Raw genomic sequence first — 24,166 nt, forward strand, 5'->3', positions numbered from 1 at the left:
GAGAAATTCTCCGCCGGACCGGTCAGCTTCGGCAGCAGTTCCGCCGCCCCTCACAGTTGGAACTCGACGACGACGGCGGCACCACGCTGCTCGCGGCCCTCACCAAAGTCGGTGGCCGGGTCCTGGGCCCTGGCGAATGCCAAATCGGCCTGAGCCAGGTCGGCCAGGCAGATCAGACAGCCGTCGCACCCACCGCAGCTCCCGCCGTCGTACTTTCAGAAAACGAAAGCAGCGTCTCCACCAGGTGCGGCGCGAAGTCGCCGTCGAGCTCCAGCACCACCCGGCAGCGGGCGCCGGGCTGCTCCGGGTAGTCCAGGTAGAGTCCGCGGAGGTCGCAGACGGTCTGGCCGCGTCTGGGACCGTCGGTGGTGTCGACGTCGACATGCACCACCGGGGCGACGGCAGCTCTGACGCCGCCCACCGCCAGCGCCGCGGCGAGGGGGTCGTGCATGGCGGAGCAGGCGCGCCCGAACTGGCCCTCGTAGAACCGGAAGTAGTAGCCGAGCATCTCCCCCAGCGCCCGCGGCACAGGACCGGAGGAGGCCAGCAGGTCCTGCCGGTGGCTTTCCTCCAGCACGTTGGCCATGGTCACGTCCAGCGGCACCAGGGTCACGTTCCAATCGGCGGCGAGGACGGCCGCGGCGGCCTCGGGGTCGTTGGCGATGTTCGCCTCCGCCACCGGTGTGATGTTCCCGGGGCCAGGGCCGCGCCGCCCATGATGGTGATCTCCTCCACCAGCCGGGGCAGGTCCGGCTCCAGCCGCAGGGCCTCGGCAATGTTGGTAAGCGGGCCGATGGCCAGGACCCGCAGCGTGCCGGGATGCTCGTGGGCGAGCCGCACCAGCATCTTCGCCAACCGGTGTTCTTCGCCCTCGGCGGCCTGAGCAACCCGGATGACTACGGCGACATTGCCGGCCGGCTGTCTAGGGTCTTCTTCCCGGACTTCCGCCTGGAGGTGTGCCCCAAGCGGCACCACTTCGACCCGCCACACCGGATCGAGCCCGAGCGGCTTGCTGAGCTGCTGCGGGCGCACTGGGCGCGGGCGGAACGCGAGAGTGCGGCATCCGCTGGCTCCTGACTTTGCAGTCAGTTGGGCGGCACGCTTCCGCCCTGACAAGGCGCTAGGACGCCAGGAGACTAGCTGGCGGCGAGCAGTCGCGCTGCTGCGTCTCGCCCTACCGCGAAGGGCTGCGGGAAGGTACCCATTCCCATTGTCACGAGCCCGCCCTCGTACAGAAGCATCAACGAGTCGGCTGTCTGGGCAGGATCAGCAACGGACGCTTCCCTGCACAGCTGCTCGAGTAGGTCTCTCAACCATTTCTTTTGGCGGATGGCTTCCGCCGCGATGGGGTTCTCCGGGTCATCCGTCTCGGCCCGCGCGTTGATCGCGCAACACCCTTTGTCGCTGTTGTCGATGGCCCACCGCCCGGAGATGTCGAAGATCGCGAGGATCCGCTCGGTGCCGCCTGCGGGTACCTGCGCGAGTTCATTTTCGAGGTACTCGCGCCACCGGGCGTCCCGCCGTCGGAGGTAGGCCACCGCCAGCGCCTCTTTCGAACCGAACTGGTCGTACAGGGTTTTCTTGGTTACGCCAGCCGCCGCGGCGATCGTATCCACCCCTACCGCGTGGATTCCTTCTCGATAGAACAGCTCGGATGCGGCGCGCAGAACCCGTTCCGCTCCCTTCGTGTACTTGGGCAGCTCATTCGTGTCTCTGGGCATCACCTCACGGCGATCTTCGGTCATCATGCATCCACTATACCGTTCTGTATACTAATTAGCATGAGTAAACAGAACGGTATACCTCATCGCACTGTCCTGATCGGAGCATCCGTCGCGTTCGTTCTCAGTTGGAGTTCCGGTTTTCTCGTAGCCAAGATCGGCACCGCCGGCGCCCCGGCGCTCACGGTCGTCTTCTGGCGATTCCTCATTGTCGTGGTGATCCTGGCACTCGCCCTCGCCGGAACCGCCCTCCGAGTCAACATCACCCATCGTCGGCCGAACGGCATCGGTTCGAAAAACCGTCCGGGGAGACCCTCCCGCGGCTCAGTCCTTCCCCGCGCGGACCTGCCGGCCTGGCGCGACATCCGCCCCCATCTCGTCATCGGCTTCTTCGCCCAATTCGGCTACGTCGTGCCTATCTACCTGGCCATCGCCGCCGGCGTCTCGTCGGGGACCTCCGCGCTCATCGATGCCATCCAACCTCTTGTCATCGCCACCCTCGTCGGCCCGCTCCTCGGGCTCCGCGTGCGTGCCCTCCAATGGCTCGGCCTGGTGTTCGGCGCCAGTGGCGTCGCCCTGATCGTAGCTTCAGATGTATCCGTAGTCGCGTCTCCAGGCCCCGCCTACCTGCTCCCGCTCGTCGCCCTCGCGAGCCTCGTCACGGCCACATTCCTGGAGCGCCGCACCTCGGCACGCCTCGGTGTCTTTGCCACCCTGTCCACGCATGCCGCCGTCACTCTCGTCGCGGTCGCCCTGCTCGGGTCCCTCGCCGGAACCCTAGCCCCACCGGCCACCCCTGACTTCTGGATCTCCACCCTGGTGATCGCGATCGTCCCCACCCTCATTGCCTACGCCCTATACTGGTTCCTCCTCCGCCGGATCGGCATCACTACGCTCAATGCCCTCCTCTTCCTGGTCGCCCCGACCACAGCTGTAGCCGGGGCTTTCCTGTTCGCGGAACCGTTCACTCCCGCCACCCTCGCCGGCTTGATCCTCGGGTCCGCCGCCGTCGCTCTGGTCCTGTGGCCCGAGCGTTCCTCGGCGCATTCCCCCTGCGCTTCTTCCGCCGATTCGGTCGACGCCGATTTCCAGACAGGCGAAGCGGCCCCTTCACCAGCCCGGTGAGGCGGTTCACGCGTCAATAGCGCCGCCAGGGTATGGCGCGGCGGATGGCCAGTGTGAAATGGAGGCGGGGTTCCGGCGACATTGTTCCCGGACCGCAGAGCACGGCGAACATTTCTATCCATGGTCCAAAGGCGGGTCCACCAGCCTGCAAAATTTGTCGCCGCCTGCGCCAGATGTAACGGCGCGAAAAGCGCCAGGCTTCCCTCGCCCGGCCAGCAGGAAAGACTGGAACGACGGCGGCGGGACTACGTTGGGTTCGACGGCGCTGTTAGCGTCGGCGAACGGCAGCCCCTCCCCTGACCGCCCAAACGCCGATGAAAACATGGAACTGGCTTCCATCAGGCCCGTCACGGCTTAACCTGGACGCTGAATGCGTTCGCTGAACCCGTCAGGGAGCGAGCAGTCCGTCCGCGACGACCGCAAGCATCGATGCCACTGATTCGGCGGGAAGCTCGCTGTTGTCTGCCACTGCGGCCATGCCGCCGACAAGCCGACTGATTTGCATTGCCTCGACCCCAGGGCGCAGGGCCGAGTCCAACCCGTCAATCAGGCGCTGATTTGCATTGACGTACGTCGTGCATTTTGCTGCGAATGGAGACCCGGGATCGCCCAGCGCAGCAGTGATCCGCGCGGCTGCACCCTTGTGTTCTGTCAGCATCGCCGCATAATCGGTCAGCCAGGTCAACAGCCGCTCCCGCGCGGAGGCGTCGAGCGAAAGCGCCCTGTCGACTGCCGCGTTGACCTTCCCCGCCCAGGCCTCAAGGACCGCGTCGTACAGCGACTCTTTGGTCGGGAAGTGCCGGTACAGTGTGCCGGGGCCCACCTCGGCCCCTTTGGCGACTTCATCCATCGAGACGGCGTCGAAGCCTTTGGCGCGGAAGAACGTACGTGCAACTTCCACGATCCGATCGCGGTTGCGTTGAGCGTCAGCGCGCACCGAAACACCTCTCAATACATCATTGCAAAACGGAGAGTGTCTCCGTATAGTTCTAACCGGAGCATCTCTCCTCTTAGTGTACGTCAGCCCTTCGGCTAGAACAGGACACCACCCCATGACACCCACAACCGCCACGCGCGCGCCCGCCGGGATCGCGGCATCCGGCGGCCGCGCCGGCAGCATTGGCCTCTGGCTGGTCATGCTCGCCCAACTCATGCTTGTCCTCGACGCGACAGTCGTCAACGTCGCACTCCCCCACATCGCCACCGACCTTCATTTCACCCGCGCCCAGCTCAGCTGGGTCTTGAACGGCTACGCCGTTGCCTTCGGCGGCCTGCTGCTGCTCGGCGGACGGATCGGGGACGTCTTCGGCCGCCGCCGCACGTTCCTGGTGGGCGTGGCGGTGTTCACGGTCTTCTCGCTGCTCGGCGGCCTGGCCACCTCACCCCTTCTTCTCGTCATCGCCCGCGCACTCCAAGGCCTCGGCGCCGCGTTCGCCGCCCCGAGCGTACTCGCGCTCATCACCACAACCGCGCGGGACGACGCCGCGCGAAACCGGGCGCTTGCATTGTTCTCCGCCGTCGCCTCGATGGGCGGCGCGCTCGGGCTCATTCTTGGCGGCCTGCTCACCGACATGGCCAGCTGGCGGTGGACCCTCTTCATCAACGTGCCGATCGGCGTCGTCGTCCTCCTTGCCGTGCCGCGCCTCGTCGCCGAAACTCCCCGGAGACCCGGGCGCTTCGACGTGCTCGGAGCGGTGACCGCAACGGGCGGCGCCGTCGCCATCGTGTGGGCTCTCATCCAGGCGGGCGACGACGGCTGGTCCAGTCCCCGCACGATCGGCGGGCTGGTGGTCGGCGCAGCGCTGATCACCGTGCTCGCCTTCACCGAGCGGAGGGTGGCCCACCCCCTGCTGCGCCCGCAGCTGCTCCGCAGCCCGAGCCGAGTGGCGGCGCTGGCTGCGATGGCGGCCACCTATGGCGGGATGCTGGCGATGTTCTTCCTCATGGTCCAGTACCTCGAAAACGATCTGCACCTCACGCCAATGCTGACCGGGCTGGCCTTCCTTCCGATGCCCCTGAGCATCTTCGCGATGTCCCGGATCGTCCCGCGACTGGTCGAGCGCTTCGGGGCCGTCCGCCTGGTCATCTTCGGCGCCGCCCTTCGCGTGGTCGCCTTCCTGCCCCTCACGCAACTGAGTCCGGACACGCCCTTCGTGATCGTGATGATTGCCCTGCTGTTTACGGGAATCTCAGCCGGCATGACGTTCATGCCACTCACGACGCTCGCGCTTCGCAACGTCGAACCCGAGCACGCAGGGTCCGCCTCCGGGCTTTTCCAGACAATGCAGCAACTTGGCGGCGCCGTCGGACTGGCCATCGTGGCTTCGACCTACGCGGCCTTCGCTACCCCCGGCGACTTCCTGACCGGCGGACGGGCCGGGTTCTGGTCGGCGACCATCCTCTCCGCGCTCGCGCTGGCAGCCGTCGTCGGGCTGGTCATCAGACCTCGGAAGGTGGGATGAGGGCACCCGTTCCTGGATGCCCTGGGTGTTCCGCCCCGGAACGGGCGTCCCACAAGGAACACGATGGCACCTAGCCCAGTGCCTGATCGCGGCATGGGGCGGGCACCTCTCGGCGATGCAGTCCATCCAGTCCTGACCGGCATGGCCAATACCCCCGCTTAGGCGACCGCCGCACCCACGGCCACTGCCGCCGTCGTACTTTCAGAGAACGACAGCAGCGTCGCCACCAGATGCGGCGCGAAGTCGCCCTCCAGGGATAGCACCACCCGGCACCGAGCGCCGGGCTGCTCCGGGTAGTCCATGTACAGCCCGCGCAGGTCGCAGACGGTCTGCCCGCGTCCGGGACCGTCTGTGGTGTCGACGTCGACCTGCACCACCGGGGCGACGGCGGCTTTGACGCCGCCCACCGCGAGCGCCGCCGCGAGGGGGTCGTGCATGGCGGAGCAGGCCCGGCCGAAGATGCCCTCGTAGAACCGGAAGTAGTAGCCGAGCATCTCCCCCAGTGCCTGCGGAACCGGGTGGCCGGCGGCCAGCAGTTCCTGCCGGTGGCTTTCCTCCAGCACGTTGGACATGGTCACGTCCAGCGGCACCAGGGTGATGTTCCAGTCGGCGGCGAGGACGTCCGTGGCGGCCTCGGGGTCGTTGGCGATGTTGGCCTCCGCCACCGCCGTGATGTTTCCCGGGGCCAGCGCCGCCCCGCCCATGATGGTGATTTCCTCCACGAGCCGGGGAAGCTCCGGTTCCAGCCGCAGGGCCTCGGCGATGTTGGTGAGCGGGCCGATGGCGAGGACGCGCAGCGTGCCGGGGTGCTCGTGGGCGAGCCGCACCAGCATCTCCGCCGCGGTTTCCTGCGCCAGCCCGGCGCCGGCTGCCTCCAGCGAAACCTCGCCGATGCCGTTGGCGCCGTGGACGTGCGGCGCCCCGCCGCGGAACGTGCCGGTCTGCGGGTCGTGGGCGCCGAGCGCGACGGGGATGTGCGCGTGCCCGGCAAGCTGGAGCAGGTCCAGGGTGTTGCGGGCGCCGACGGCGGCACTGACGTTGCCGCTGACGGTGCCGATCCCCCGCACGTCCGCCTGCAGCGAGGCGAGCAGGTAGGCCAGGGCGAGGGCGTCGTCGATCCCGGTGTCGCAGTCGAAGTAGAACGGGTGGCTGATGGGCGTGGTCATTGCGGTGGTTCTCGTTTCGTAGGTGCTTGGTTTGGGGTGGGAGTCAGAGGGATTCGCCCTTGGGGGCGGCGACGAAGAGGCTCACGATGAACGCCGCCGCCGTGATGGCCACGGAGATCCAGAGTGCGGTGGCGTAGCCGGCGGAGGTGGCCTGCGCGGCGAACGGTGCGACGATGACGACGCCGAGGCTCGCCCCGATGCCGAAGGAGGCGCCGTTGATGCCGGGCAGGGCGGCGGGGGCTTCCTTGGGCGAGAGCAGGACGGAGAGTCCGTTGATGGCGGTCAGGAAGAAGCCGTTGTAGAAGATGCCGAGGAATGCGACGGCGATCATCACCGCCACCTGGTTGTCGGAGAACGCGGCGGCGGCGATGGCGCAGGCCAGGCTGAGTGCGGTGCCGGCGCGGAGGGTTTTGATCCAGCCCCGGCGGTCGGCGAGCCAGCCGGCGAGCGGTGCGGCGAAGACGCCGATCAGCGCGGCCGGGGTGAGGAACAACAGGGCGGAGACGGAGGCGCTGAGTCCGAAGCCGTGGCGGACGTCCTGGCTGAGCAGCACCACGGTGAAGTTGATGACGGCGAAGATGCCGGCGAGGGTCAGGACGGTGGTGGCGATGACGGGCCAGACCTGGCGGGAGCGCAGGTGGTGGACGGCGATGAGCGGATGGCTGCGCTTCTTCTCGATCATCCAGAAGGCGGCGAAGGACGCCACGGTGCCGGCCAGCAGGGCCAGGGTGCTCGGCGCGGTCCAGCCGACGGCCGATCCGCCGGAGACGAAGTAGGTGATGAAGACGAGGAACACCGAGAGCGAGCCCGCTCCCCACCAGTCCATGGCGCCGCGGACGCCCCGGGGCCGTCCCTTCGGGACGGTCTTGAGGATGCAGCCGCCGGCGACGGCGGTCAGCACCAGCACGACGACGAAGATGGACCGGAATCCGAGGGTTTCGGCCATCAGGCCGCCGACGTAGCCGTCGACGCCGCCGATGCCGCCGTTGATGGCGGCGATGATGCCGACGGAGGTGCCGAAGAGGCGGGCGTGCAGGTTCTCGCTGAGGACGATGTACGCGAGGGCGAAGACGGCGCTGGAAACGCCCTGCAGGAACCTGCCGGCGACGAGCAGCGGCAGCGTAGGGGCCGCGATGCAGAGAAGGGTGCCGGCGCCCATGATGCCGAGGACCAGCAGCAGCGCGGCGCGGCGGCCGATGAAGTCGCTCCACCGTCCGATCACCGGTCCGGCGATGGCCCCGGCGAGAAAGAACATGGACTGCACGGGGGCGGCGCTGTCGGCGCTTAGGCCGAAGCTGGCGGCGATATGGGGCAGGGCGGGGGTGACCATGCTGGCGTTGAGCTGGAAGGACAGCACGCCGAGCAGCAACGTGGAAATGAGGAGGGCGGCGCGGCGGCCGGCGAATTGCGGCTGGCCTGCGTTTGTTTCGTTGCCGACGGCCGCTGGCGGCGAGGTGGTGACCGGGGTTGGGCTGTTCACATCAAACTCCTTTGTTCTGCAGGCGGGTCCTGCCTTTGGGATGTGAGTTGTTATACAACCATGTATGACGAACAAGTACAACCATGGCGTACACTATTTCCTAATCCAGCCGCCTCTGGCTCGACCTGATAGGACTTCCTAATGAGCACTCGACTTCCTGCCGTCACCGTCGTCGGCAGCATCAACCTCGACATCATCGCCACCACGGACCGGCTTCCCACCGCCGGCGAGACCGTCGGCGGCGGCGTTCTGCAGCAGCAGCCCGGAGGCAAGGGAGCCAACCAGGCCGTGGCCGCCGCCCGCCTGGGCGGGAGCGCCCGGATGATCGGCGCGGTGGGCGACGATGCCCAGGGGCGGCTGATGCTGGAGGCTCTTTCCGGCGCCGGCGTCGACACGGCTGGCGTTGCCGTGCTCGACGGCGATGCGACGGGCACAGCGCTGATCGTGGTGGACCGCGACGGCGAAAACCAGATTGTGGTGTGCCCCGGGGCCAACTCCGGGTTCTCGTTGGAGGGCGTGGAGTTCGGTCCCGATGAGACGGTGCTGTGCCAGCTCGAGGTCGGCCTGCCCGTGGTGCTGGAAGCCGCCCGGCGCACCTCGGGGTTCTTCGTCCTGAACGCGGCCCCGGCCATGGACCTGCCGGCGGAGCTGCTGGAGCTGTGCGACCTGGTGATCGTCAACGAAACGGAGTATGAGCTCATCCCGGCGCTGGCCGGGGCGAAGCTGGTCGCGGTGACGTACGGGAAGGACGGCTCGGCGATGTTCGAGCACGGGCGGAAGGTGGCAGAGGCTCCAGCCTCGGCCGTGAAAGTGGCGAACACCATCGGTGCCGGTGATGCGTTCTGCGCGGCGCTGGTGCTGGCGCTGGGGGCGGAGCTTCCTTTTGACCGGGCGCTGGCGGTGGCGAATGCCGTCGGCGCGGATGCGGTGGGTGATCCTTCGTCGCAGCCCATGCTGGCTTCACTTGAAGAGTATGTTGCCCGAGTTTCTGCGGCCGGAGTCGCCGGGCAGTGAAGCTGGTTTTCAGACCGGTAAGGCCGGCGGATTTTTCAGAGGTCCGGCGAATCACCCAGGAGGCGTATCTCCACGCCGGCCATTTCATTGCCGAGCACGCGTACATGAGAGTGCTCGACAACGTGGAACACCGGGCGGAGCATGCCGAAGTGTGGGTGGCCGAAGCCTCGGGCGTGCTGGTCGCGGCAGTGACGCTGACTTATGCAGGGCAACCGTATAGCGAGATCGCATTGGAGAACGAGCTCGAGTTCCGAATGCTCGCCGTTGATCCTGCGGTGCAAGGCGGAGGGGTTGGGCGCGCGGTTGTCCGTCAGGTCATCGGACACGCCAAATCGCTAACCGTTATCGAGGCGATCAGCATTACGAGCGCGACGTTCATGCAACGGGCACACGCCCTGTACGAATCCTTGGGCTTCCAGAGGGCTCCGGGCCGTGACTGGCACGTGCCCGGCGAGGACGTGCTGCTTTGGGTGTTCCGGCTGGAGCTGCAATGCGCCCACGCTCTCGATTGAGCCATCGTAACTGCCTTCTGACATGAGGAAATTCCACCTCGCGTTCACGACAGACCTGGCCTCCGTAGAGGGACTCTAGGCCCGGTTCGAGGTCACGGCCTCCACCATCCGCGGGGACTTGGCGCTGCTGAACGGGCAGTGCCGGCTGGCCCGGACGTATGGCGGCGCCATGGCCCTGGGCGCGCACCGGAGGCGTCGCTGCAGCAGCGCACCGGCCAGGCGTTCGAACTGCAACACGCCATCGCCCGCCGGGCCGCGTCCGTGATCCTCCCGGGGGAGAACATTCTGCTCGACGCCGGCTCCGCCGTGGGCGCTCTGGCCCACGAACTGCGTAACTTCGACAACCTGTCCGTGACCACGCCATGCACCAACACCATGCAGGAACTGGCCGATTCGGAAGGCATCGAAGTGGACTGCCTGGGCGGCCGGCTGCGGAGCCTGGGCCAAAGCTTTGTGGGCCCGCTCGCCGAGGCGGCGCTGGAGCGGATGAGCTTTGACCGCGTGTTCCTGGGGGCCGACGCCGTCACCGCCGAGGACGGCATCTGCGAGGCCGACCACGCCCAGACCAGACTCAAGGAGCTCATGGCCCGGCGCGGTAACAACGTCGACGTCTTGGCCGACTCGTCCAAGCTCGGCCTGCGGCCGTTTCACGTCTGGGCTCGGCTTGCGCTGCCGTGGACGCCCGTGACGGACGACGGCGCGGATGCGGGGCAGGTGCAGAAGTTCCGGGATGCGGGGGTTGAGGTTGAGTTGGCGGACGTGCTGGGTCAGTAAACGAACACGGACTCGTTTTCGCCAAGATCGACAATCTGGCGACGCTGTCCGGTGCTTGACCTGACGAACTTACAGGATGGTGCGCGGCAGATGCAGTGGCGCCTGTCCCCCTGATGTGGGAAGAGCTTTCCCATGGAGGGGACCCGCCTGCCACGATGTGTCAGGCATAGGTCGCCCCAGACGGCAGCCGCCGAACCCTACAACAAGCGGCAGAATCGGGCGCAAGACACTGTAGGACCGTAATGCAACTACGCCAATCGTGCTGTTAGCCTTCTCATACACTCCGCACAGGGGGACAAAAATGTAATCGCAACCCACGGTGGGACTTATGAGAGGACCTCGATGGAATGGACTGACCCGTTCGATGATGACGACGTTAGAGACCTAACTCGGCAGTACCTGCCCGACACAGTCGTTTGGACCACGGACTGGACAACGGGTTCACTCACGGAGCAGCTGCAGCGAAATGTGTTCAATGTTGACCCCCCCCTTCCAGCGAAGGTCAGCCTGGACAGACAAAAAGGCGTCACTCTACATCGAGTCGCTCCTTATTGGGTGCCCGGTGCCTCCCATAACCTTGGCCGAACTGCCTTCCACAAAGTCCTCCAATTTTCAGTACGTGGTGATTGACGGAAAACAACGCTTGAGTTCGTTAAAACGCTTCACCGTCGATGAGACTCTCGTGCTCTCCGGGCTTGAGGTTCTGCCGAATCTGAACGGAAAGACATTTTCTGAAATTAACGAGTTTCACGAGTTTTCGAGATTCATCAATCTCCCCGTTCGAACAGTAATCTTGCGAAACTGGAAGAAGGATGAAGTTCTCCAATTCGTCTTTCATCGCCTAAACACGCAAGCTACACCATTGTCAACTCACGAGCTTCGTAGATCACTTCTTGCAGGTAAGTTTACGGACTATTTAGATAGGCGATCGGCGGAATCTAAAGGAATTCAGCGAATCCTCGGGATCACCGAACCCGACTATAGACTGCGAGATGCGGAACTCCTCCTACGCGGGATTGCATTTACGACATACGCAGAACGTTACCGAGGAAACCTCAAGCAATTTCTTGATACCGTTACTAAGCAGCTAAATAGATCCTGGGGATCGCAAGCCATAGTTGATGAAGTCGACCGCGCTAGCGACGAAATAGACTCATCAATTTCCACAGTGTATAAGATATTTGGAAATCACGCTTTTCAACGATTAGACGATACGGGTAAATACACCGGTCGCTTCAACCGTGCCGTCTTTGACATAATGCTCTATGCCTTTAAGTTCAGCGATGTGCAAGAAGCTGCGCTCCTGCACAAGACGGAAGTGGAGATGTGCTTCCGCGCACTCAACGAGAATCCTCAATTCTCCGAGTACGTGGCGGCAACCACTAAGACGCCCGAGGCTGTGCTGGGTCGGCTTGGAATGTGGCTCGAGGCGCTCGAGCCAGTGCTGGGTCTAGGTGGGCTTCGCGATCGTACGACCGTCCTGCTCACACGATGAACAGGCGCGATGTCATCCGCTCAGCTGATTCACTAGTGCGGCGGGAACAGTACCTTCATCAGAGGTTTATTTTGCCCCATTTGGGAATTTCGGTCTGGAACAGCGCCGCTCTAGATATGGCTGCCTCGTATGTCGGCCTGGCCCACGCTGAATCTGAAGCACTCTTGGAGGAAACAGTTCAAAAGGTTCTCTTGCATGCGCATAACTCTGCCAGCAGTGGATATAGCCACCCGGTCCTGATCAATGCCATCCGGTACTACCAGAGCGTTGTAACCGAAAAGCTAGGAAGTATCGACATTGTTCCTCAGCGGCGCGTGCTAGTCAGTGACGCGCAGAGGCTGGCCGAGGCATGGACCAGTAGCGGAGCAAGTTCTTTTTGGTCACAATCGCTGGAGCGCAATCATGGAGCTGGCCTGAAATATGTCGAGCGGCTTGTCCAGCCACTTGGGCTCGATCTCGGGACTGGAACTTTCTCCAAGCTTGAGAGTAGAGGAGTCAAACGGATAGGCAAAATGTCGCCGCTTACACCTACCGATCTGAGTGAGTTTGTCACTCTGAGAGGTCGCGCAATGCACACCAGTACGGACAGCTTCCAATTCAAAGTAAAAAATATCCGACCCATAGAAATCCGGCAAAGCACTATGCGTGGAACGGCCGTGATAGGGAGGATGGTTAGGACCGTGGGCACCAAGCTTTGGTAGAAGTGCCTCATACGTTCGGGCGGTAAACGAACCCAAGCTAGCTCAGCTTCGTAAGCCTGCTTACAATTATTGCTTCTGCAACTCAGAGACTAGTTCGCCCTAGCTAATCTATGCGTCCAAGAAAAGTCGGACATGGCGAAGTAATTCCTGGTCGGCCAACACCTCACATTCCCAAACATCTAGGTAGCCCCATCCCTGATCAACTAACTGGATGCGCTGTCTGACGTCCCGTTCCTGGTTCCGGACTCGTTTGTCAGCCCAGAAGTCAGTGTTGCTTTTCGGTAAGCGTGATCCCACCGGACAGTCATGCCCATGCCAAAAGCACCCGTTGACAAAGATGACCTTCCGGCGCCCTACGAATACTAAGTCCGGTTTTCCGGGCAACCGGCGATCATGGAGGCGGTACCGAAGCCCGTCGCGATGCAACATTCGCCGTAGCATTATCTCTGGCTTAGTATCTTTGGAACGGATTTTTGCCATGTGGGCACTTCGCCGTTCAGGGCTCATGAAGTCAGCCATGTCCATATTTTAGTTCCGCCCCGACCGTCAGTCCTGCGAACGCTGCAGCTGGCGGCTGGCCACTAGCTGCGCCAGCTAGCCGCTCACCCCGTGATGTTGAGCCGGACGATGATCTTTGGGCAAAGCTATCCTGACGCTTTAATTCCCCTGTACTCTGCCAGCAGCCCCGAGAGAAGGGTGCCCACTGCAAACGACTGCCACGGTGATACTGCGTTCCCCACCTGGGTGTACTGGGGTACTTCCAACTTCCGCCGGTGCGCGCCGGTGGTTTCCCTGCCCAGGAACTCGAATGAATCAGGAAAGCCTTGGAAACGGGCAAGCTCTCGAACCGTAAAGATCCGGGACTGCATGGGGTGGACATAGTCGTCCGGTAGCGTGACTACAGTTCGGCTCGGTTCGCTAGCACTGAGCACTTTCTGGCTGTGCTTCCGCGTCACAAGGTCAACAGCAAGTTCCACCAGCTCGTCCAAGGAGCAGATAGTCCTCGCCACTGATGGCCTCGTCGAACACTGGAGGTCCAGAGGAAGTTCGACGTTCGCCAAGGCACGCTTCGCGAGCGATTTCTGACCTTCCGGGTCCAAAGCGCTCATCTGGCTGAGCAGCCGCTGGTCGATGCCATTGCTGTGCATCATCCGGTAGAAAGAGAACCTGGTCACAACAATGTCCGTGTGCCGTCTGGGTGTCTGGTTTGGAGGATCGGTGGGAATTTCGCGACTTTTGGGGCGTACGGCCTCCTCCGCTTGCCTCAGCCCGGCTAAGTACTCCCCGTTCCTACCAGTGTCCGCAGCTTCCCAGCCGCCCAAATCTGAGATGGCATCACGGATCGTGAATGCACGACCAGACATGGTGGTAGGGGCAGGTGCTAGGGGCGGGACATCGCCCACCAAATCCGCAAAATCTGATTTCCATATTCCGGGCGTCGCCAATACCCGCAGTTTTCTCGCGACGTCACTCCGCAGGGCAATCAGCATGAGCCTGGGCCGGAACTGGGGGGCTCCGTAGTGGACAGCGTTAACACGAACGGCTTGGACTGTGTATCCAGATCCGATGTTGGTCAGTGCGGCCTGCAGCTGGGAGAAGGAGGATTCCTCGCCCTTTACGAAGCTTTGGCTCATTCCAACAACGTTCTCAATCACGACCGCTTTGGGGGCAGTGCGTTCCACGAAGTCCAGATATTCCCAGGCAAGCCGGTTCCGTAAGTCGTCCTTAAGCCTACGGCCGGCCAGAGAGAACCCCTGGCACGGAGGGCCACCAACTACGGCATCGAGATCCTGCTCATTGAATCTCTGGATGAGGTCATCATCAGCGAGCACCTTGGCCAGCTCACTTACCAGCACCTTGCCTTCGAACTGACGTCGGAGGCTGCGCTGCAGGTACTGCTGCCAGACCCGCATGTCAGCCGCATCCGCGACATAGTTATGGAAAAAGGTTCGAGCGGCCATATCTGACTTCTCTACGGCAGCGACAAGTTCGCCCCCCGCCCGTTCCATGCCCAACGAGAGACCACCACAACCCGAGAACAGGTCAACGAACTTCATCACTGATACATTGTGCCAGAGCTCGACCCCATTCCTTGGGCACGGCGCAGTGGTCCCCGCGCGTCAAAGCCCGTACCGCTCGTAGTACGGCACCACGCTGATGAAGCGACCTTCGTCATATCCCAGAGATTTGTACAAGACTTGGTGCTGGCGCAGGTCCGGGATTCTTCTGGGTACATCCGGCGAAAGGTCCGGCAGACCCAGGGAGGCAAGTTCACGTCCGCTAACGGACGGCACCTTGTGGATGAACCATGTCCGTAACGGCTGCCCGTAGTTCTCGCGGCCCTCCTTGAAATGCGAAAGATACTGGGACGCCAGCATGACCCCGTACCCGAAGTGGCGACCTTGCAGCATCAAGTCCATGAGGACCTGAAAATCGTAGCGCATGATGTTGATCGCCTCGTCGACCAACAGAAATGACTTCAAGTAGCGAAGCTGGTTGGGTGGGTCACCCTGGAACGGCGGCTTGGGCGTCCTCAACATGTTGTCGTAATACAGGTTCAAAAACAGGGCGACGAGGGCATTCTTGGCGCTTTGGTCCTGACCCAGCCGGTCCAGAGCAACAATGAGTACTTTGCCCTCTAGTAACTCCCCAAACAGCTTTAGATTTTCCCTGTCGGCACTAAAGATCTGGCTAAGCACGAAGCTGTCGAGTATGGATGACACGGAATCTGGATTGCCCGACTTCTCCAAATAGGCAAGCCTAACTTCCGCGAGTGTTGGTGGCCTGTTGTCATTCTGCTCATAGAGCTCCCTGACGGCCTCGTTCAAGAGGCTAGCTTGGACTGGACCCACGCCCCGGTAGATCTTCCGGAGCACATCGACGAAGGCTGCCGCCTGTTGGTAGGGCAGCTTTGAATATTCGCCGGTCACAGGCATGAATATGTTCACTGGTATCTGGTGTGGTTCCAAGACAACGCCGCCGACGCGGCCTACGAACTCTTCCTTTTGGAAGTCGCCCTTGTAGTCAAAAATCAGCATGGATGTCGCCACGGAAGGCTGCTTTTCGCGAGCTTGCTCCCGGATCTGTGCGATCAAAGCCTTCACGAGTTCGGTCTTACCTGTTCCCAGATCACCGACGATTCCGACGTTCATTTGATTGAGGTTCGTGGTGCCCGGCCAAAAATCCACCTCCGAATTGCCCACGGAACCCAACAGGTTGCCAACCTTGATTCGGACCCCGTCCCCAGCTATTCCAACCCGGGAACCGGCCTCCGCGCCCACAAGTCGACCTGATTCCAAACCGTCGGACCCGGTCTGGGTTGCAGCGCCGACCTTCGATCCTGAGGCCGGCTGCTGGCCGCTAGGCATGGCCTGCCCTGGCACTGGATCGGCCGTTTCTTGGCCTTCGGATCCCTCGTGGCTACCATTTTCGGCGATCAGCTCTTCGTCCGAAGCGCCCCTGGCAGGAAGTTCCTCGCCGTCTGGTTCGGCCGCGGACCAGTCGACCAGCTTGGCCCAGCCCTCGATGATCCCACTCTGATCAGCTGTGTCCAACGCCTCAAAGACTGTCGCGGTATCGGCAACCAACGCCCCAACTTGGAACTCGTCGCCGCCTACCGTGCCAGCGTAGAAAGCATCACCTGTTGACGTGGTCGCGCCATGTTGAAGGTACGTGAGGAGCGGTCTGCCTACACGAACCTTCATACGACCATCCACCAAAGCCGAGAGGCGGTTGGCGAACTCATCCGGTGAACCGGCAAGAATGGGGTTAAGGCGCGCCGCTGTCTCCACCAACGTGGCCAAGCTGTTCATCCAGATGACCCTGTCGGCCCCCGAGACTTCAGCAGCCCTGAGCTCAATACCTGTCAACAGGCGGTAGCTGGCCTCGAGTTGCGCAAGAGGTTCCTTTAATGCGGCAGAGGCTGGGCCTGGAAGCGTGGAGCCGATCGAATCACCTTTTAGGCCGTAGCATTTGATCTCTACTGGAGAAAGGACGATCTGTTCTTCATCCATTTCTATGAACAGCAAGTCCGCTCGACGCTGATGCTGGCCATGGTTTGCCTGCCCGGAGAGTGTGCGCAGGAAGTAGTCCGCAGCATCGATTGGTAGAACGAATCGATTGGTTGTTCCGGAAGCCGCCTTATCGAAAAGACCAAATGTGAGGAAGAATCCGAGAGCACCTGCTACATGTGTACCGCCCATGGAAAGCAGGGAAGATAGGCCAACTCCACGGCTTCCAAGTCTCGACATGACTGACGCTTTGAGGGCAGACGTGTCCTCTTTCCCGGTGGCCTTCGTCAAGAGACTTTCAAGTTGATGCCCGAAGCTATCCGGAACTTTGGCAATGGATACGAAGGGACGACGTTCCATGAAAGGAACGTCGGCGGAACGCTCGAAGACCGGCGGACGCCATTCCCACAGCATGCGCGCGCCTTCACCGTGCGCGTCCATAAGCTCAGCCATGATCGCGGGGCTAAGGAACGACTCCCCCATCACCGTCCAGTCCGCCGTCGCGTCCGCGACGTCACGGCGCATCATCCCAGCTTCGACGACAGGAGCGGAATCGTCGGACTCACATGCTTCGAGGGCGCGGCTAAATGGGCCCCAACCAATGTGGGCTGGAACCGCTGGCTGGCTCAGGCTGAGTCGCCTTTCCGTCAGTCGGTTCAGATTGCTTTCAAATCGTCGAAGGGGCACGTTTCCCAGCACACCGTAGGCCTTCCCGCCGTCGCCTACCCGGACAGTAGTGCCTGAGTCCTGCAGTAACCGTATATTGCACCAGACCTTTGAATCCGGACGTGGGACGTACCGGGACCAGGTCAAGAGCATGTCGCGATTCTCACGGACTAGCCTCGTGACCGCATCCCGGGGCACAGGGCCCTCGCGCTTCACGGAGTCGAGCACCCTCACACCGCCCATTAGGCGTCCGGCGTCATCTTTGCCCCATTCCTCCGCGACTGCCAGGACGGAATCGTCAATTTCGGTGAGACGGATCTGGCGGTCCTGGGCATGCAAGTCCACCGTCAGTGTCGTGATGTGGGGATGCATCCTGCGGAAAGATCTCAAAGCGGCATCCACCGCCGTTGCGTTGAGTCCACTCACTGCCGTTCCCGGTGTAACGGCATTTCCAATCCGATCCGGCGGAGATAGCCTCCGGGGCCTTGAGCGCCCAGGGGGAAGCATCATAGACCATCCCAGAAATATCTGGTCCTCCCCCGAGTCCGTGGGAACCGCCAACATCCGTCCAGAGCTAGACTCTCCGGGGCCCACGAGTGGAAGGTTCCATCCTTCGATCGAGCCCGCATGCTGCACCGAATTCTTGGCTTCGAATAGTACATGTTCCGCACCAGCTAGCCATGCCAGCCTTAACGGATGGAGTGGGCTCAAGAGCACGGCCTGACAGCCTTCGTCCCCCCTGACATCCCATACGCTGACGGACATTGGGTAAGCCGCCCAGAAGACGTTCTCGTCCCTTCCCGTTGCCCGCGCAGCGTCAACGAGTTGCGTGTAAGCATCCAGGTATTCGCCCAACTCCGCGGAGCCCCAGAGCGACCGCCAGGACGTCCGGGACGGCCATTCGAAATCGACGCCATCACCGTGCACGTCCTTCCGCAGGAGAAGGCCGGCCAGGTTTAGGGCACGAAATGCGTCTCGGAACCTCTCCGCTTCGGCGCCAGTTACAAAGTCTTGCTCCACCTCGAAGTAGCTGACGCTGTCCAGTGCTGTTCGCGCGGCATCCGGCATGAGAATTGCACCGCGGTCCTGAGGACGCGCGTCCGCGACGCGCGTCGACTCATTACTCGGCATCATGATGTGGCCAAGGGCAGCGATGATGGACTCGTCCCCGGCCACTATCCGGCTGGCATAGAACGATTCCGCTTGCCCCCGGACTGAGCCCTCTGTCGCTAGTTTGGGCCTGTCCGGTACGACTTGCTGCTTGACTGCAGCAGCCAGGAGCGCGGACTGGTGGCCCCCTCCAGCTGCCACGGGCCTCACACGGAAAGTCGTTCCGTTGGCCACGAATTCGTTGTCGCCTGTGGGCGCGAAGCGTAGTGGGAACAGCCCCGCAAGTACGGGATGAACCTTGAGTGCGACACCGTCCAACAGCGGTTGCTCCGCGGCGTCAGGGTGCCAAAGCATGACTTGGTAACCACCCGGCACGTCTGGAAGTTCGTCCGCGAAGTCCTGTTCGCGCTCATCCGGGTTGGAGGACGGGGTCCAATCCATTGGTCCAAGGTACGAGACCTTCCCGAGCGCACCCGACTTCTTGAATGGCGCTGCCGCCAGGAAGGTCTGCATGCCGGAAAAGACATATCCCTTGGCAGTCAGATCGGTCCGTACCCACGGCGCCAGCGGGTCGTTGGTCGATAGCGAAACCCTTAGCGAGACCAAACGGAAAGGCGCGGCGCTGCGTCCGTTTCCGCGAGGTTTGACGAATCGGCCAACGGCCAGCAAGCTTCCGTCTTCGGCCATCTCCACGCTCCCCACCCAATTTGCGATGTTTGCAGGCAAGACTTGAATCGCCAGCTGAGAGGAGCGGGCGACGTCTGGACCGAGGCGCTCCAACGTCGGTATTCGAATTGCCAGAAGCTCGGATTGGAGCTGTCGTCCACCAGCGGATCCATCCGAAGACAAAGGAATGAGGAAGGGACTTTCTGGGAGTTCAGGGTCAAGCACGAGTGACCCTCCCCCCGCGAACGCAATATCAATAGTCAGGGAGTCGCTGTCCTCCCGGGCCGGACTCCTAAACTGTGCCTCCGTCAGTTCCGAGAAGCGCTCGATGTTCTCCGGAGATACTCCGATGACATCGGTCAACCCCAACCATGCGTTGCCTTCGCGGGAGATTGCCTCATCGAGGTCGTCACTAGCGAAATCCTCGAGGGGGTGCTTGCCCCCAGCCGCTTTTACTTCTGGACGAGTAGCCAGATGTCCCGCGCTCATCCGGAAGGTTTCCTCGTCGCTCCAGCACTCCGATAGGGAATCCCCCAGCGCTACTGCCGCCGATACAGAGGAAAGGAACGACCTTGCCACAGCCGAGCTGGGCCTGGGCAACGCGAAGCACGCGTACGCATACCTAGCCAAGGCCTCCGGTAGTTCCAAGGAGGAGCCGGTCGCCACTAAGTGGTTCAGTATTACCAACAGGTTGCCTATTCCGCGATCAACGTGCGCAAACCAGGCTGCGTTCCAGCTCCGTCCGCTGTCCGCCGACCGTGAATGTAAAGTCGAAAGCGTGGACAGGCACGAAGAAAGCACCTCGGAGCAGCGTGCTCGTTGGCTGTCATTCAGCCCTTCGAGGCCGAACTCTCCGACAAGTTCATGAACCATTTGGTTTGATAGTTCGTGGATAGCCACTGCGCCTTCAGCTTGTTCTGGAAAGCTCTGGCCAAAGACCTCGCGGAAGACTTGAACGAATGATGAAAGGTCGGGTTGGCGGCCGTACACGACCGCCAAATGGTCGCCCTGACGGTATTGGATTGTGCGCTGGGGGTTCACACGCGGACAATTCACATCCTCGAGGGACTCTTTCCTTGCCGTGACTAGAAGGGCAAATGGGGGTGTAGTCGGCCGAGCCGTGTTGGCAGAGCGAACAATCTCCTCTGCTACGTCGCTTCCGATTCCCTCCGGTAGGTGGACGTGTACGAGGCCGTTGGTTGTTGCAAGGGCACGTCCGAGAACTTTGCCCAATGAAATCGACGCCATGATTCTCCTAGAAAGCGCTCTCGACAATAACGGCGTGGTCAGCATCTGCGCTGCCACGCGCCATTCCGGCCCGCTCAAGCAAAGACACGAGGTCGCCGAGTTCAGGCCGCATTCCTAATATCGTTAGGTCCCGTAAGACGTCTCCGACGTTGCACTGAGACCCAGGTGTACCGCAGGTGAGACTGGCAACAACTGCAATCCACTCAGTGCCCGGATCGATTACGAGGTACCTGCGCCCCCGGGTTTTGAGAATCCCGTAATAGTCCGTGAAAGGTCCACTCGATTCGCGGACCTGCAGGCCGTATTTAACGGTCTCCCAGACAAGCTTTCCGGCTTCCTTTTTTTCTGCAACCTCGGCCGCTAGTGAGCGCCTGAAGTCACTTTCGGCGGCGCCGCGTAGAAATTCCATGGCGTCCTGCTGCCCGCCAAGTTCGTTCAACCGTTCCTTGAGGCTCTTCCTAATTCTTTCACCTCGCGAAATACGCCACTTGATGCTGGAACCAACATCGCGCACGGAAATAGACGATCGGCTCGATTGCCAAGGCAGCGGCGACCTGACCGTGGTTCGCAACTCTTCAAAAGTGTCAGGTACGGAGCCCTGAATTATCGCGGCGCCCAGCGCCTCGTACCACGCATATTCCCACAGGAATCCGAGCCCCATTGCGAGTCGCAGGACCGTGGTTGCCCAGTCAACCCAGACCCGTGCCGGAAGCGCCTCGACCCACTCTTTAGAGGTCAGGGTCGCCCACGACTTGGCAAACCACTGATAGGGGGTCTCCGGATAGAAGCCGCACCAGTCGACGCTGTCTTCAGAAATGGGGAATGATCGGCGTCGCCTGCATTGATCGTCGAAGACCGTCGACATCATGGACGCATCAATTACGTTCAACAGCGGGTCCAGCTCCAGCCGCTGATCCGCGGCACGCAGCCATAGCTGTGTGGCGGACTCCGGCGGCCCCCCGGGGTTATGCCCAACGGTGAAGAGGCTTTCAATAATAGAGGCAAAGTCGGGTGGCCCCTTCTTCACCAAAACACCACGGGGATCCTGCATGAGTGCAAGAGCCGGCGTCATCGGACTGGAGGGCTGGTTTCCCGTTTTTTCGATTCGGATGCCCATGACGCTCGACGCGACGGCCTCGCCCAAGAGAAGGTCAGAAGCAGCGGTGTTCAAGGCCATTTTCTTGAGCCCGTGTCCAAGCGCTTCTGCGGCAGCACCTGCTGGTTTCGTCGGCCGCAGCGAAAGGTACTGTGTCTCCTTGGCATCGGCCTTGTACATCAGGCCGACAGGCTTACGCGCATCCGTGTCTGATGCGATCTCGTAGGCACGCCAAGCAAGCGACGAGAGCAGGGCCTCGGGCACTGAAAAGTACTCGGGCCGATTGAACGGAAGCAGGAGATGTTTCGCTTCGGCAACCCTGTCCATCAAGACTCCTTCGTGTACCGCTGGGTTATTTGGACTTCACGGTCGCCATCGGCCAGGCAGAACTCCGCCCCGTGTAGGTGAGAGGACAGAAGCCGGGAGGCTCGAACACGTTCCAAACGTGGTGCGGTCACATCAATGAGGTCAGTGACGCCTATGTGGTCGTCTACGCAGGCCAAGGCCTCCCGGATCAATGGAAAGTCCAAGGACACTCGGCTCATAGTCGTTCCATCTGTCCCGATCACCAGGAGGACTTGCTCACCCTGTCCTTGCCGATCGGTGGAAAGTTCTGGTTCCCTGACGCGGACAGCGAGCTTCGGCGTCGCGGTTCTTCCGGTAATTGGCTCCGTCCTGCTGTCGAATAGCGGCAAGAGGGACGAGCCAGATTCAGTCGGATTCCGCTTGGGCCTGATGAGGGTACGCAGCGGAGACTTCAAATCATCCGGAAGGTGTGGGGACTGCACCCAGGTTCTGATTAGCATGTCCACCTCGCGCCGAAACGCACAGATCCCGTGGGACACAGCGTATAGGCGCGTCAGGTAGGCCCCATACCAGCCCGTGGCTTCCAACCGCTTCTCGTCTTTGAGGTGTGGCGACTGCAGTAACTGACAGAAAGCCTCGTCGAGACGCCGGTCAAAGTCGGTCACGACAGCGTGTAATGGACCATCTTCTACTGCCGAATCAAGCAGGCTCTGTAGCGGCGTCCCGTCCGAGGCGTGGACGCCGAAAGCGTCAGAAATACGAGTGGCCCAGCCTTCTCCCGGCGCATCGGGGTTCGAACCTGGTACGGCATCGCTGACTGGGTCGACTGGGATGAGGAGCTTCAGGACTGGATCCCGCATTGAGCCGTCCGGTGCTGCCGAGCGCTCCCCCGCACCAAAGATGCTCTGGTTGAACCTAAGCGCCGACAGGATTCGCATGCGTTCAAAATCTTCCTCCGCCCCCAGGCCTGATGGCTGGTTGGCCATGACAAACTCGCCCAAGTGTTCTCGAGGCATCCGGGATGGCGCATCACCCACCAAAGCGCGAGTCAGGAAACCCCAAAGTTCCCGATAGGTCATGCGGGTTGCCGACATTAACTCAGCGCTTCGTGCCATGGTCAACAGCCCTGACCGTACCAACGGTGAGCGGAGCGATTGCAGATTGGCCCCAAGGGGGTCGACAACGGTCTCCAACACGTGTCCTTGGGGATCGCTCACCGCCTCTTCGACAGCCTTCAAGACATTGACCAGCAAGTCGGCTGCTGGGGCCCGAGTCGCTTCCATTCCTGGACGCTGCGTCAGGGGCACAATCCGATATTCTTCAGCGGACACGCTGGAATCGGCCCCGATGCTTATGGCGGGACGTTCCTCGAAAAGTGAGCATTCGTCAACGAACACTGCCATTACATTGGCGACGTGCTCACCCATGTGACTCAGCCTGGCGGAACGGACAAAGTCCTGTCCGGTCACGCCAGTCACTTGCCACGACGACTCAATTGGGCCGGTCAGCGGAGAACCGTACAGCCAGCGCACGAGTACGTCTCCCGCGGTCCAGTCCGCCGAATCGCGGAGCCGAGACTCTGACATCTCCTCAACAAGGACGCCTCTATTCACGCATGCCATCAAATGGCGCGAACGGGAAGGGAGGACCGCTTCCATGCCGACGCCGACGACCCGATCAATGTCTGACGTGAGTGGAGCCCGCTCGGAAGCCTCCAAGTTGATCGTGGCGTCGTTGACGACGACTAGATCAGACAGCGTCCCCTCGTAGTCGTAGATTCGATGCGCCAATCCTTCTTCGAGCTCGCTCATGAGGCGCATGCCATGTACGACGTGTGCTGTGGCATGGGATTTTCCCGCGCCTGGCCCTCCGACCAGGAACAGGAATCGCGGAGGGCGCCCAGCAGATACGCCCGACTTCAGCCACTCACAGGCCTCTTCTACGCCGGCGGGACGTAGTGCAGACGGCCAAGATGAATCCACTGGGTGGTCGGGCCGCGCCGCGACGTCGGTCCCTCCCGTCGCGCGATCCCACAGCCCTGCGAGGCCATACCAGGAATTACCAATCTTTGTTTCTGGGGTTGAAGCAGACAACGGGCCTCTTTCGTTGAAGGCTGCGGCGGACTGTGCAGCAATACCGGGGGTATCCGACGAAGATAACATCCCGCCGACGGGGGGTGGACGTTTGACGCCGCTTGAGCGTTTGCTCTCCGCACCAACCTCACCAAGAACGGCCGCACGTAAGGCCTCCTGTACATGGCTACGCGGCTTGTAACCCGCTACATATGGGAGGCCGGCCTCCGCAAGGACATGGCTGATATTGCAGAATTTGAACTCGATGGAGCCCTTGCTGCGGCCTGTAAGCGATTGAACGTGTCGGTTGTGGGCAATTTTCGAGTAGGCCGCGCCACGCGTCTCTTGTTCAAGCATTGAAAAATAAGCGCTCACAAGCGCACGTGTCTCGTCATCGTTCCACGGTTTCGATTCCCCCACATCGACAACATACATGGCTCGAAGTTATTAGGCATATTCGACGCAAATATCTCGGTACCTGGTGCCCTGTGGCCACACACCGAGCCCCATACGCGGAAAGCATCGGTTAGCCCGCCTGTTGG

At 61.9% G+C, this 24,166-nt stretch carries 14 protein-coding genes and 2 pseudogenes; 6 read left to right on the forward strand and 10 right to left on the reverse strand.

Going from position 1 to position 24,166, the window contains the following annotated elements; translation table 11 throughout:
* Nucleotides 1-172: 172 nt before the first annotated feature.
* Both J7I89_RS15870 and J7I89_RS15875 read right to left on the reverse strand, forming a co-directional pair.
* Nucleotides 173-852, reverse strand: a pseudogene (locus tag J7I89_RS15870) (nucleoside hydrolase); the annotation flags it as partial.
* Between the two features lie 284 nt (nt 853-1,136).
* Nucleotides 1,137-1,748, reverse strand: coding sequence for a TetR/AcrR family transcriptional regulator (locus J7I89_RS15875; RefSeq protein ID WP_251045409.1), 612 nt, complete (start codon nt 1,746-1,748; stop codon nt 1,137-1,139).
* Between the two features lie 33 nt (nt 1,749-1,781).
* On the opposite strand from J7I89_RS15875, the gene J7I89_RS15880 reads away from it, so the two are divergent.
* Nucleotides 1,782-2,846 carry a DMT family transporter gene (locus J7I89_RS15880; RefSeq protein ID WP_214972285.1) on the forward strand — a complete coding sequence of 355 codons (1,065 nt, stop codon included), beginning with the start codon at nt 1,782-1,784 and terminating at the stop codon, nt 2,844-2,846.
* 388 nt (nt 2,847-3,234) lie between these two features.
* Here J7I89_RS15880 and J7I89_RS15885 read toward each other — a convergent pair whose 3' ends face one another.
* Nucleotides 3,235-3,783, reverse strand: a complete 549-nt coding sequence (locus J7I89_RS15885) for a TetR/AcrR family transcriptional regulator (protein WP_214972286.1) — start codon at nt 3,781-3,783, stop codon at nt 3,235-3,237.
* A 115-nt stretch (nt 3,784-3,898) separates the two neighbouring features.
* Between J7I89_RS15885 and J7I89_RS15890 the strand changes: the two genes are divergently transcribed.
* Nucleotides 3,899-5,308 carry an MFS transporter gene (locus J7I89_RS15890; RefSeq protein WP_214972287.1) on the forward strand — a complete coding sequence of 470 codons (1,410 nt, stop codon included), beginning with the start codon at nt 3,899-3,901 and terminating at the stop codon, nt 5,306-5,308.
* A gap of 158 nt (nt 5,309-5,466) precedes the next feature.
* Here the strand turns inward: J7I89_RS15890 and J7I89_RS15895 are convergent, their stop codons facing one another.
* Together J7I89_RS15895 and J7I89_RS15900 are read right to left on the reverse strand one after the other, a co-directional pair.
* The gene (locus tag J7I89_RS15895) at nt 5,467-6,474 is read right to left on the reverse strand and encodes a nucleoside hydrolase (RefSeq protein ID WP_214972288.1); all 1,008 of its coding nucleotides are present in this window, start codon (nt 6,472-6,474) and stop codon (nt 5,467-5,469) included.
* 43 nt (nt 6,475-6,517) lie between these two features.
* Nucleotides 6,518-7,954, reverse strand: a complete 1,437-nt coding sequence (locus J7I89_RS15900) for an MFS transporter (RefSeq protein ID WP_214972289.1) — start codon at nt 7,952-7,954, stop codon at nt 6,518-6,520.
* A 141-nt stretch (nt 7,955-8,095) separates the two neighbouring features.
* On the opposite strand from J7I89_RS15900, the gene J7I89_RS15905 reads away from it, so the two are divergent.
* The 4 genes and pseudogenes from J7I89_RS15905 to J7I89_RS15920 all read left to right on the forward strand — a co-directional run bounded on the left by J7I89_RS15905 (nt 8,096) and on the right by J7I89_RS15920 (nt 11,749).
* On the forward strand, nt 8,096-8,968 hold the full coding sequence (locus J7I89_RS15905) for a ribokinase (protein WP_214972290.1): 873 nt from the start codon (nt 8,096-8,098) through the stop codon (nt 8,966-8,968).
* Entirely contained in the window at nt 8,965-9,480 is a 516-nt protein-coding gene (locus J7I89_RS15910; protein WP_214972291.1) for a GNAT family N-acetyltransferase, read from the forward strand. Before J7I89_RS15905 ends, J7I89_RS15910 begins: the two co-directional genes overlap by 4 nt.
* A 22-nt stretch (nt 9,481-9,502) precedes the next feature.
* Nucleotides 9,503-10,254: pseudogene (locus J7I89_RS15915) on the forward strand (DeoR/GlpR family DNA-binding transcription regulator).
* Nucleotides 10,255-10,729: 475 nt separating this feature from the next.
* Nucleotides 10,730-11,749: a DUF262 domain-containing protein gene (locus J7I89_RS15920; RefSeq protein ID WP_214972293.1), complete on the forward strand. Its 1,020-nt coding sequence runs from the start codon at nt 10,730-10,732 to the stop codon at nt 11,747-11,749.
* 809 nt (nt 11,750-12,558) lie between these two features.
* Here the strand turns inward: J7I89_RS15920 and J7I89_RS15925 are convergent.
* From J7I89_RS15925 to J7I89_RS15945, 5 genes are all read right to left on the reverse strand, one after another.
* On the reverse strand, nt 12,559-12,975 hold the full coding sequence (locus tag J7I89_RS15925; RefSeq protein WP_308159935.1) for a very short patch repair endonuclease: 417 nt from the start codon (nt 12,973-12,975) through the stop codon (nt 12,559-12,561).
* Nucleotides 12,976-13,094: 119 nt separating this feature from the next.
* Nucleotides 13,095-14,507 (reverse strand): DNA cytosine methyltransferase, encoded by a 1,413-nt coding sequence (locus J7I89_RS15930; protein WP_214972714.1) that lies wholly within the window; start codon nt 14,505-14,507, stop codon nt 13,095-13,097.
* 63 nt (nt 14,508-14,570) lie between these two features.
* Nucleotides 14,571-19,943: an ATP-binding protein gene (locus J7I89_RS25805; protein ID WP_214972296.1), complete on the reverse strand. Its 5,373-nt coding sequence runs from the start codon at nt 19,941-19,943 to the stop codon at nt 14,571-14,573.
* A 214-nt stretch (nt 19,944-20,157) separates the two neighbouring features.
* On the reverse strand, nt 20,158-21,573 hold the full coding sequence (locus J7I89_RS15940) for a hypothetical protein (protein WP_214972300.1): 1,416 nt from the start codon (nt 21,571-21,573) through the stop codon (nt 20,158-20,160).
* A complete protein-coding gene (locus J7I89_RS15945; protein ID WP_214972302.1) occupies nt 21,573-24,059 on the reverse strand; it encodes a hypothetical protein in 2,487 nt (828 codons plus the stop codon). Before J7I89_RS15945 ends, J7I89_RS15940 begins: the two co-directional genes overlap by 1 nt.
* Nucleotides 24,060-24,166 lie beyond the last annotated feature (107 nt).

The organism is Arthrobacter sp. ISL-5, from assembly GCF_018613835.1.
Lineage (GTDB): Bacteria > Actinomycetota > Actinomycetes > Actinomycetales > Micrococcaceae > Arthrobacter.